The sequence below is a fragment of the Thiohalocapsa sp. genome (assembly GCF_022340605.1).
Classification (GTDB): domain Bacteria; phylum Pseudomonadota; class Gammaproteobacteria; order Chromatiales; family Chromatiaceae; genus Thiohalocapsa.
This window is the reverse complement of record NZ_JAJDNQ010000092.1, coordinates 1-11,188: the sequence shown is the minus strand read 5'-3', so window position 1 is coordinate 11,188 and position 11,188 is coordinate 1. Positions and strand designations below refer to the sequence as shown.

General features: G+C 71.0%; 8 protein-coding genes and 1 pseudogene. 6 read left to right on the top strand and 3 right to left on the bottom strand.

The annotated features are described in order from the left end of the window. A partial coding sequence (locus tag LJE69_RS12610; protein WP_296925514.1) for an ABC transporter ATP-binding protein occupies nucleotides 1-546 on the top strand: 546 nt, incomplete at its 5' end. A 227-nt stretch (nucleotides 547-773) separates the two neighbouring features. On the opposite strand, the gene LJE69_RS12605 is transcribed toward LJE69_RS12610, so the two are convergent. Both LJE69_RS12605 and LJE69_RS12600 read right to left on the bottom strand, forming a co-directional pair. Continuing rightward, entirely contained in the window at nucleotides 774-1,397 is a 624-nt protein-coding gene (locus LJE69_RS12605) for a Uma2 family endonuclease (protein ID WP_296925512.1), read from the bottom strand. Nucleotides 1,398-1,470: 73 nt separating this feature from the next. Further along, nucleotides 1,471-1,926: a YaiI/YqxD family protein gene (locus tag LJE69_RS12600; protein WP_296925510.1), complete on the bottom strand. Its 456-nt coding sequence runs from the start codon at nucleotides 1,924-1,926 to the stop codon at nucleotides 1,471-1,473. Between the two features lie 114 nt (nucleotides 1,927-2,040). Between LJE69_RS12600 and LJE69_RS12595 the strand changes: the two genes are divergently transcribed. Together LJE69_RS12595 and LJE69_RS12590 are read left to right on the top strand one after the other, a co-directional pair. Further along, nucleotides 2,041-4,473, top strand: a complete 2,433-nt coding sequence (locus LJE69_RS12595) for a DEAD/DEAH box helicase (protein ID WP_296925508.1) — start codon at nucleotides 2,041-2,043, stop codon at nucleotides 4,471-4,473. A gap of 510 nt (nucleotides 4,474-4,983) precedes the next feature. Then, nucleotides 4,984-6,141 (top strand): annotated as a pseudogene (locus tag LJE69_RS12590) (DEAD/DEAH box helicase); the annotation flags it as partial. Nucleotides 6,142-6,887: 746 nt separating this feature from the next. On the opposite strand, the gene LJE69_RS12585 reads toward LJE69_RS12590, so the two are convergent. Beyond that, nucleotides 6,888-7,598 carry a VIT1/CCC1 transporter family protein gene (locus LJE69_RS12585; protein WP_296925506.1) on the bottom strand — a complete coding sequence of 237 codons (711 nt, stop codon included), beginning with the start codon at nucleotides 7,596-7,598 and terminating at the stop codon, nucleotides 6,888-6,890. A gap of 340 nt (nucleotides 7,599-7,938) precedes the next feature. On the opposite strand from LJE69_RS12585, the gene LJE69_RS12580 reads away from it, so the two are divergent. The 3 genes from LJE69_RS12580 to LJE69_RS12570 all read left to right on the top strand — a co-directional run. Beyond that, nucleotides 7,939-10,173 carry an adenylate/guanylate cyclase domain-containing protein gene (locus LJE69_RS12580; RefSeq protein ID WP_296925504.1) on the top strand — a complete coding sequence of 745 codons (2,235 nt, stop codon included), beginning with the start codon at nucleotides 7,939-7,941 and terminating at the stop codon, nucleotides 10,171-10,173. Nucleotides 10,174-10,187: 14 nt separating this feature from the next. Beyond that, the gene (locus tag LJE69_RS12575) at nucleotides 10,188-10,733 is read left to right on the top strand and encodes a hypothetical protein (protein ID WP_296925502.1); all 546 of its coding nucleotides are present in this window, start codon (nucleotides 10,188-10,190) and stop codon (nucleotides 10,731-10,733) included. A 2-nt stretch (nucleotides 10,734-10,735) separates the two neighbouring features. After that, a partial coding sequence (locus LJE69_RS12570) for a hypothetical protein (RefSeq protein WP_296925500.1) occupies nucleotides 10,736-11,188 on the top strand: 453 nt, incomplete at its 3' end.

Here is an 11,188-nt window from a genome sequence, read left to right as displayed (position 1 = left end):
ATCGGCGAGCAGGCCATGGGCCGCTACCCGCACGAGTTCTCCGGCGGCCAGCGCCAGCGCATCTGCATCGCCCGCGCGCTGGCCGTGGAGCCGAAGCTCATCGTCTGCGACGAGCCCACCAGCGCGCTGGACGTCTCGGTGCAGGCGCAGATCCTGAACCTGCTGAAGCAGCTCCAGCAGGACTTAGGGTTAAGCTACCTCTTCATCACCCACGACATCTCGGTGGTGTCCTACCTGGCCCACGAGGTAGCGGTGATGTATCTCGGGCGCATCGTCGAGCAGGGCAGCACCGAGCAGATCCTGGAAAACCCCCGCCACCCCTATACGAAGGCATTGCTCTCCGCCGTGCCCGTCGCTGATCCCGAGCATCGGCGCAACATCATCCGGCTGGAGGGCGACATGCCTTCACCGGCCAACCCGCCCGCCGGCTGCCACTTCCACCCGCGCTGCCCGCAGGCCATCGATGACTGCGCGGCGGCCTATCCCGCCGAGCATAGGCTCCAAGACGGGCGCATGGTGCGCTGCATCCGCGTCGAGGATCAATAACACCCGGTCTTGCACGGCGCTCACCCCAGCGCCCGACGTCCACGTGGGAGCACCGTCCCCGGCGCGATGACGCCCTGGCTCGGCAGATCGCTGCGGGGATGCCGCTCTCGCGGGCGAGCAGGCCGTTCGCGCCTGCTGCGCGAAACGGGGTGCTAGGGCGGATAAGCGAAGCGCATCCGCCGTCCTGGTTGTTCCTAAGCAGCGTTTCCGTTTGGGTAGTGGAGCTTCTACCCCACCAAGGCCGCACGGTAAGCCCGAATCGCATCATAGGCCGTGGGCTGATCCAGAAAGCTCGCGAGCTGAGGCAGATCCAGCGCGGGCAGGACGCGGCTGTGGTCCAGGGCGACATAGTGCTCGCCGTCGAGGGCGTAGGGCGTCAGCTGGTCCTTGCGCCACCACCAGACCTCGGCGACGCCGAGCTTGCGGTAGATGTCGAGCTTGTCGATGCGCCCGGAGGTCCACTCCACCTCGATGACGAGGTGCGGGCGGTCCGCGTCCGCATCACCGAAGATCCAGCACTCGTCCGGCTCGGCTGCGCGCTCGTCCGGTGCGGACGCCAGGGTCCAGGCACCGAGGGTGCGGAAGCGGACGCCGCGCTCCAGGCAATAGACTTCCACCAAGCGGCCGATGATGGACTTGATGGACTCGTGGGTGCGCGATGGGCTCATCATCTCCACCTCGCCGCGCAGGTAGCTGAGGCGGGGGGCGCTGTTCTCCCCGCGCATGCGCAGCAGCGCCTGGAAGTCGTCCCAGGACGCCTCGCGCAGGAAGACGATGTTGTCGTGGTCGGTGCCGCGGACGGCATAGTCGGCGCGGATGCTGGGCTCGCGGACTCGCTCGGCGGTGGACATGGCATCAAGCCCCGCGGTGCTCGGAGTTCACTCGGAGCTTAGCGCATGATGCAGATGTGTTCGAGTGGGTTGTTTAGCCATCGGAGCGTGCCCGCGCCAGCCAACGGTCCAGCGCATTCGCGAACGCCTGCCGCTCCCGCTGTCCGAAGGCCGACGGCCCGCCGGTGTCGATGCCGCTGGCGCGCAGGGTGTCCATGAAGTCGCGCATGTTGAGCCGCTCGCGGATGTTCTCCGGCGTGTAGCGCTCGCCGCGGGGATTCAGCGCCGTGCAGCCCTTGGCCACCACCTCTGCCGCCAGCGGGATGTCGGCGGTAATCACCAGATCGCCCGGCTCGGCGTGCTGGACGATGTGGTTATCGGCGACATCGAAGCCGGCGCCGACGCGGGTGCTATTGATCCACTTGCACGGCGGCGTCTCGAGCGGCTGGTTCGCCACCAGGGTTAGGCGCGTCTGTGTGCGCTCCGCGGCGCGGAACAGGATCTCCTTGACGGGCTTCGGGCAGGCGTCGGCGTCGACCCAGATGTGCATGGTTGTGTGCTCGTGCTCCGGCAAGGTCTGTTGAGGGCGTTGTGCGTCGCATGGCGCTGTCGGTGATCGACCCACCGGGAGTATACTGTTCGATTGACCTGAGCATCCTCGCCCATGAACGCCTCCGCACCCACCGGCGCGTCCGACGCCGGCTCCGAAACCCATCCCGACACCACCCGCGGCGAGGCCGTTGCCGAGGCCGCCGACGCCGGCGAAGCGCGTCCAGCGCCCGAGACGCCCGACACGTCCAACGATGCCGTGGCAGAGGCGTCCGCCGAAGCGCCTCAGGGCGCGAGCGGTGATGAGCTGGCCCCAGCAGCTCCCGCGCCGCCCGACGCCGAGCCGGCCTTCCGCGACCTCGGCTTGCCGCCGGCGCTGCTCGCCGCGCTGGACCGGGTCGGCTACGAGACGCCGTCGCCCATCCAGGCACAGACCATCCCACACCTGCTGGCCGGGCACGACCTGCTGGGCCATGCGCCCACAGGCACCGGCAAGACGGCGGCGTTCACCTTGCCGCTGCTGGCGCGGCTGGACGTGGGCCGGCGCGTGCCCCAGGCGCTGGTGCTCACGCCAACACGCGAGCTCGCCATCCAGGTGGCCGAGGCCTGCCGGCGCTATGCCGCGGAGCTGAAGGACTTCCACGTGCTGCCCATCTACGGCGGGCAGGACTACCGCATCCAGTTGCGCCAGCTCGAGCGCGGCGTGCACGTGGTCGTCGGCACCCCCGGGCGGGTCATGGACCACATCCGCCGCGGCACGCTCGACCTCGACGCGCTCGAGGTGCTGGTGCTGGACGAAGCGGACGAGATGCTCCGCATGGGCTTCATCGACGACGTCGAGTGGATCCTGGAGCAGACGCCGCCGGCGCGCCAGGTGGCGCTGTTCTCGGCGACCCTGCCCGCGGCCATCCAGCGCATTGCGCAGTCGTACCTGAACGAGCCCGTCGAGGTCAGCATCGCCGCCCGCACCGCGACGGCGGAGACCATCCGCCAGCGCTGGTGGCTGGTGAGCGGCCTGCACAAGCTCGACGCCCTGACCCGCATCCTGGAGGTGGAGCCCTTCGATGCGCTGTTGATCTTCGTGCGCACCAAGACGGCCACCATCGAGCTCGCCGAGCGCCTGGAGGCCCGTGGCTACGCCGCCGCGGCGCTCAACGGCGACCTGCCGCAGAAGCTCCGCGAGCAGATCGTCGAGCACCTCAAGCAGGGCCAGCTCGACATCATCGTCGCCACCGACGTCGCCGCCCGGGGGCTCGACGTGGAGCGCGTCAGCCACGTCATCAACTACGACATCCCCTACGACACCGAGGCCTACATCCACCGCATCGGCCGCACTGGCCGTGCCGGGCGCGCCGGCGAGGCCATCCTGTTCGTCGCGCCCCGCGAGCGGCGCATGCTGCGCGCCATCGAGCAGGCCACCCGCCAGCCCATCGATCCCCTCAAGCTACCCTCCACCGAGGCGGTCAACGACAAGCGCATCGCCGACTTCAAGCAGCGCATCACCGACGCGCTGGCCGCCGGCGAGCTGGATTTTCTGCAAGGCCTGGTGGAGCAATACCAGCAGGAGCACGACGTGCCCGCCGCCGAGATCGCCGCGGCCCTGGCGCGGCTCGTAATCGGCGAGCAGCCGCTGCTGCTGCCGCCGGAACCCGAGCGCCCGCCCCGCCGTGAGCAGCGCGACCGGCGCGGCGAGCAGGGCAGGGACCGCGACCGACCCCGTTACCGCGACCGGCCGCAGGGCCGCGGCGAGCGCGACTTCGGCGACCCGCGCCGCCGCGACGGGCGAGGCCGCGACGACGACCGCGGTGCGCCGCGCCGGGAGCGCCGCGACGACCGGCCCGAGCGGGGCTGGCCCCAGGGCGAGCGGCCTGAACGGCAGCGGTGGGGCCGGCACGACGCCGGTGGTGGCTATTCGCGCGACCGCCGCGACGATCGGCCCCGTGATCACCGTGAGCCGGCCTATCGCCGTCCGGCCGAGGAGGCGCCGGCGCAGAGCGTCGAGCGCGACCTGCCACCCGCGCATTCGGCCCGGGACGACGCGGCGGCGGTGCCGGTGCGGGTGCGCGCACAGGAACGTCCCGAGCGGGATGCCCGCCGGCGCGACGACAGGCGCGACGACAGGCGCGACAGCGGGCGGGACGACAGGCGCGGTCCGGGCGACGAGCGCCGCTTCGAGCGCGGCGAGCGTCGCTTTGGCGACCGCGATCGGGACCACGATCGCGCCCGTGACCGCGACCTCGACCGCGAGCAGCCCGAGCGGCGCGAGCATCGCGGCCCGCCGGCCGAGGGCATGGAGCGCTTCCGCATCGAGGTGGGCCACGACGACGGCGTCAAGCCCGGCAACATCGTCGGCGCCATCGCCAACGAGGCCGGGCTCGAGGGCCGCCACATCGGCCGCATCGACATCCGCGACGACCACACCACCCTGGACCTGCCCGCCGGCATGCCCAAGGAGATCTTCCAGCACCTGAAAAAGACCCGCGTCTGCGGCCGGCCGCTGGCCATCAAGCGCATCGGTGGCAAGCCGCCGCGCGACCGCAACTCGTAGGGCGCAGCGGCGCAGCAGATGCGTGTGTAGGTCGGGTTAGCGATAGCGTAACCCGACCTACGGCCTTGTGGGAGCGGCACTCTTGGTGCCGCGACCGGCGGCAAGGCAGCACGTCACGCTCCGAGTCATTGCCAGTCGGTAGGCAACCTCCCAGCCATCGTCGCGCGACAAACGGCAGTGGCGCTCCCACGCCGGCGCGTCTGGCGCAGCCGTTATGGGAGGCCGGATCAGCGAAGCGCATCCGCCGTTGCGGCCCGAATCCCGCACGCCCGAAATCGGATTCTGTTACTCTGCCGCCTTCGGGTGCCTGACCGGTCGGCACCGCAGCGGCTCCCCGGTGATACCGGCGCCGCCGAAACCCGCTTCAGCCGTTCGTGCTGCCGCCCGGGGACCGATCCCCGGCGCCTCCCGTTCCAGCCAAGCAAAGCCCTATACCCAGCCCGGACCGGCTCCCACGGGCGTGTGCCGATGTGCCACGCAGCTCAGGGAGGGCGCCACTGGAGTCGTTCCATGTCCTTCGAATCCTTAGGTCTTCGCGAAGACCTCCTGCGCGCCGTGCGCGAGCAGGGCTACACCGAGCCGACGCCCATCCAGCGTCAGGCCATCCCCACCATCCTCACTGGTGCCGACGTGCTCGCCGGCGCCCAGACCGGCACGGGCAAGACCGCCGGTTTCACGCTGCCGCTGCTGCAGCGTCTGATGGCGTCCCGGCCCGCCAACCCGAGCCGCCGCGGCCCGCGCCCCGTGCGCGCGCTGGTGCTGGCGCCCACCCGCGAGCTCGCGGCACAGGTGCAGGAGAGCGTCGACACCTACGGCCGGCACCTGCCGCTGACCTCGGCCGTCATCTTCGGCGGTGTCAAGATCAACCCGCAGATCGCCCAACTGCGCCGCGGCGTCGACATCCTGGTCGCCACCCCCGGCCGGCTGCTGGACCACGCCGGACAGGGCACGCTCGACCTGTCCCGCATCGAGGTCCTGGTGCTGGACGAGGCCGACCGCATGCTCGACATGGGCTTCATCCATGACATCCGCCGCGTGCTGGCCCTGTTGCCGGCGGCTGGCCAGCGGCAGAACCTGCTCTTCTCGGCCACCTTCTCCGACGAGATCAAGGACCTCGCCAACCGGCTCCTGAACCAGCCGCGGCTCATCGAGGTCGCGCGCCGCAACACCGCCGCCGAGACCGTGCGCCAGTTGGTGCACCCGGTGGACCGCCATCGCAAGCGCGAGCTGCTGAGCCACCTCGTGGGCGCGAACGACTGGCGCCAGGTGCTGGTGTTCACCCGCACCAAGCATGGCGCCAACCGCCTCGCGCAGCAGCTCGAGCAGGACGGCCTGAGCGCCGCCGCGATCCACGGCAACAAGAGCCAGGGCGCCCGCACCCGCGCGCTGGCCGGCTTCAAGAGCGGCGACGTGCGCGTGCTGGTGGCCACCGACATCGCCGCGCGCGGGCTCGACATCGATCAGCTCCCGCACGTGGTCAACTACGAGCTGCCCAACGTGCCGGAGGACTACGTCCACCGCATCGGCCGCACCGGCCGCGCCGGCAACGCGGGCGAGGCCATCTCCCTGGTCTGCATCGACGAGCACAAGCTGCTGCGCGACATCGAGCGCCTGCTCAAGCGCGAGGTGCCCAAGGTCGTGCTCGACGGCTATACGCCGGACCCGAGCATCCCCGCCGAGCCCATCCTGCGCGGCGGCCAGCGCGGCGGCGGGCAACGTGCGGGCGGCGCCAGGGCCGGTGGGCAAAGGTCCGGCGGCCAACGATCTGGCGACCAGAACGCAGGTCGCCGGCAGGGCGAGGAGCAGCACGGACGCCGGCGCGCCCGTCCCGGTGCGGAGCAGGCCGCGGCGCAGGGTGCGGCCGACGGACGCCAAGGCAGGCAGCGCCGCGCACGCAACGGTGGCGAGCAGCAGCGCTCCGCCGAGGGCAATCGCCCGATGCACGCCGATCAGCGCCGGCACCCACAGGACAGCGCCGAGCACCGCCCCGCGAAGCCCGCCAGGCACGCCCACGTCCACCGCAAGCCGACGGCCGACGAGCCCCGCGCCCCCCGCCACAACCGCCCGAGCCGGGGCCGCGATGGGCGCCGCGAGATCCCGGCCCTGCTCGGCGGCAACCGCGACGACTGACGCGCGAGCGCCAGCCCCTCCCGGGCTCGCCGGCGTCAGACGGCCAGGCCGCCGCCAGGCGGCCGGCCTCGGCGCGCACTTGTCGAGGCCCCGCAGCGCGCTTGCCCCTGTCGCGGCCCCATGTCGTGGGAGCGGCGTCCCCGCCGCGACCGACCACGGGGCGCGGGATCGCGCCGGGGACGGCGCTCCCACTGCCAGGGCGCGCCATGTCCTCTGCAAACACGGCGGCACGGTGCACCCCGCCGCGCGGATTCACCCGCCGACGCTGGTCGAGCGAGGGCCGATCACGCGGCGCCGAACCAGGCGTGCACGATTTGGCCGGTGAGCAGGCCGACGGCGCCGGCCGCGGCGGCGATGCCGAGGGTGGTGAGCGCCGTGGACAGGGTGTGCCGGTGGCCGAGCTTGGCGCGCCAGACGCCGAGCGCGAACATCAGAACGGTGGTGAGCGCGATGGACGCGATGCGGGCGTCTGCCAGCGGCAATAGCGCGAACGGCAGCACCGGCAGCAGGGACGCGAACAGGTTCGACACCAGCATCCACAATGCATGCGCGGTCGCGCTGTCCTCTTTGCCGTCGGCTGGTGGCGGCAGCAACGTGGCCTCGGCGAGCGCTTTCAGGCCGCCCGGGCGGGCGCTTACCCCGGCGACGAGCTGCGCGGCCGCCGCGGGCGCCAGCCCGGTGCGGACGAGCCTGGTCTCGACGCTCGCGGTGACGCCCGCTGGGTCACTCGCCTGGAGCGCCCGCAGGTCCTCGAGGCTCACCCGGAGCTGGTCCTTTTCCGATTGCCGGTCCATGAACACGCCCGCCATCATCGATACGGCGGCGGCGAAGGCCCCGGTGATGCCTGCCACCAGCACATGCGCGTTCTGGTCGGTGGTGGCGGCGACGCCGAAGACGAGTCCGAAGATGGACACGGCCCCGTCCTCCATCCCGAAGACGACATCGCCGGCGGAGGTTTTGAGCGAACTGCGGATGCGCGCGAGGATGCCAGGCATGTGAGACGTCCGAGCCGATGATTGATCCGGTTACGCCGGGCCGCCAGTGAGCCGGGACGCCAGCTCTGGCTGATTCAGGAGTCAATATGGCCGGCACGCCACCAACGGAAGTGCCGGCGCATCGGCCGCGGCGCCGTGGGAGCGGCGTCCCCGCCGCGATGGCCCGCACGCGCGGCATCGGCGCATCGGCCTTTGCCGTGTGCAGCAGCGTGCGCTGCGATGGTCAATTGCGCTTGCAACCCGCTCGGAGCCGAGTACGCTGACGCCAGCTACGGCTTGGCCAATGCTCGTCGTGGGGCACTACCGCCTCCCTGTGTTGTGACTGTTGCGCGCGTCGCCGATGTTCTCGCTGAGCTATCGATCCGCGTTCATCCTGCTGTTCCTGGCGCTGTTGGTGCTGACGGTGCTGGGCGTGTCGTCCAATGCCTACCGCCGGGCGACGCGGGTGTCGCTGGATCTGTCGGCGGACATCATCGCGGAGATGTCCGAGAAGGTCGTCACCCGCACCATCGGCATCTTCGAGCACGCAAGAGACTTCCTGGAGACGGACGCGATCGCGGTGTCCCTGCTGCACGACAGCGATGACGCGCGCTTGCCGGCACGCCGCGACGAGCTCTACCGCCTGTTCGCGAAGCAATTGGAGCTGGTGCCGCAGGTCCAGTCCCTGTACGTCGCCGATCCCGATGGCAACTTCGTGCAGTTGTACAGCGCACCGCACCTGGTCACCCGGTTCATCCAGCGCACCGGCGCGGATGGCAGGCCGCTGGCCGAGCCGCGGGAGCGGATCATCTACCGCGATGCCGATTTCACCCCGATTGCGCATATCAATGGCGCCGGGAAGTACGACCCGCGCGAGCGGCCCTGGTACGCCGGCGCCAAGCATCAGGCGCTCTACATCTCCGAGGTCTACCGCTTTGCGTCCGACAATCGGCCCGGCGTGACGCTGGTGCGGGCCGTGCGTGGCGCGGACGGTGGGCTGCGCTATGTGCTCGGCGCCGACGTGTCCCTGGAGAGCATCTCCGGGCTGCTGGCGAGTCAGCGGCTGCCCAAGGGCGGCGTGGCGCTTATTGTGGATGCCGCCGGTGGGCTGGTGGCCTTTCCGTATTGGCTGAAGCTCGCGGATGGCGCCGGGGACGCCGCCGGTGACGGGCAGCCCGCCGATGGTGCGGGCGCCGGCAAAGGGGGCGCCGAGCATCTGCCACAGGTCGAAGATCTCACCGCCCGCTGGCTGGTGGACGCCTATCGCGGCTCGCAGGCGGGCACGGCGCGCGTCTCGGGCGACGGCCAGGTGGCGTACACCCTGACCGAGACCGGCGGCGCCCGCTACATCGCCCACCGGCAGGCGTTCCCGGATCGGCTCGGCTCGGACTGGACGCTGTTCATCGTGGTGCCGGAGGCGTCGCTGCTCAGCGCCGCGGCGCGGCTGTTCAGCGAGTCCGCGGTGATCTCGCTGATCATGCTGGCGGTGGCGGCGTTCGCGGTGTCCTGGCTGGCCATCCGGCTGTTCGAGCCCCTGACCCGGCTGGTTGCCAACACCGAGCACATCCGCGCGCTGCGCTTCGGGCAGGTGCAGCGGGTGCGCTCGCGCTTCAAGGAGATCCGCATCATGGACTCCGCCATCTGGCGCATGACGCAGGGTCTGGAGTCGCTGATCAAGTTCGTGCCCGCGCGGGTCGCCGCGCAGCTGGTGGAGTCTGGCCGGGCCGTGCGCCCGCAAGCCGAAGTGCGGCAGCTCGCGGTCCTCTTCACCGGCATCTCCGCGCTGGGGGTGCTCTGCGAGCGACTGCCGCCGGCGCGCATCACCGCATTGCTGAGCACCGCGCTGGACAGCTTCACGCGGGTCATCCTGCGCCGCAAGGGCACCCTGGACAACTATCTCGGCGACAGCATCCTGGCCTTCTGGGGCGCGCCGCTGGACTGCGACGACGGCGCTGCCCGCGCGTGCGAGACGGCGCTCGACTGCCTGCAGCTGGAGCAGCAGATGTTCGCGGACTGGGACGAGTCCGGCGTGGCGCCGCCGCAGAATCTGTTCTCGGTGCACGCGGGGCCGTGCATCGTCGGCGCCCTGGGCTCGGAGCTGCACATGAGCTGGACCGCGGTGGGCGAGAACATCTCCCGGGGCTGGCACCTGCGGCGCCTGAACCGTCGCTACGGCACTCGCATCATTGTCAGCGGCGAGGCGCGCACGCAGGCCGGCGACGGCTTCTGGTTCCGCCGCCTGGACGTGCTGCCGGCGGGGCATCCGGAGGCGGGCGACCGGGAGTTGGCGCTGTTCGAGCTGGTGGAGCGGCGCGAGCACCCGCTCGCGCCCGGGCACGCGGAGTATATCGATGCCTACGAGCGGGCGCTGGCGGCGCTGCTGGCGCAGGATTGGGATGCCGCCGAGCGTGGCTTCACCGCCGTCGGCGAGCGCTGGCCGGACGACACCGCCACCCGGCTGATGCTGGAGCGCTGCCGGCGGCGCGATGGCTGCTGGTGTCCGGCGGCGGTCCCCGCCGCGGCAGGCGGCACGGCAGCCGGCGCTGGCGCGCCGGGCGCGCCGCCGATCATGTCCGACGCGACCGCGCCCGACTGACCGCGGGGCACCCGATGCAGCCGGATGACGACGCCCGTCTCGACCGCGCCCTGGAGCGCTTCGGGGCGCTGATGCGCCAAGTGGACGAGCGCCAGACGCGCATGGAGAACCGGATCACGGGCCTGTTCGCACTCTCCCTGGTGGCCTTCGTCATCGTGGTGGTGTCCCTGTCCTTCCTGACCATCATCCTGTCGCGGCAGGTGCCGAGCATGACCGCGGCCATCGCGGAAATGAACACCCGTTTCGCGGACATTGCCGACGACATGGTGGCCATGGAGCGCTCGGTGGCGAGGATGCGCGCCGACGTGGACACCCTGCCGCGGGTGGTGCGGCACATGGATGGCATCCATGGCAGCGTAGCCTTCATGTCCAACGACGTGGCGTCCATGGCGGGCGATCTCGGCACGCTGGACGACACCGTCATCGGCCTGTCCGCGAGCGTTCATGACATGCGCCAGTCGTTCGAGTTTATGCAGCAGAATGTCGGCCGCATGGGCACGGACGTGAACCACCTGTCGCAGCCGATGCGCATGTTCAACTTCTTCAACCCGTTCCGCTGAGCATGTCGACCTCCAGCATCACCGACCGCGACCGCCTCGAGCGCCTGGAGCTCCTGCTCGACGAGCTGCAGCGCGACTGCGCCGCCAGCGCGGCGGACAGCGGGAAACGGGCGCGCACGGTGGCGCGGCTGATCCGCGTCTTCGGCGCGCTGATGGCGCTCCTGGCGCTGTCCAACCTCTACTTCGTCAACGACCTGACCCAGGAGGTCCGGCTCGTCATCGCGCAGATGAACGAAATGACGGGCTATTTCGTGCGCGTCTCCGAGCGTATGCACGACATGCGCCGGCAAGTGGCGGCCATGGAGACCCAGGTCCGGCTGCTGCCCGTGATCGACGCCCAAGTGGCGCAGATCGCCGTCCACGTGGATGCCATGGGCGAGGGCGTCGCCGCCATGGCGCAGAGCACCGCGACCATCGACACCGAGGCCGGGCGCATGCACCACGCCATGGACGAC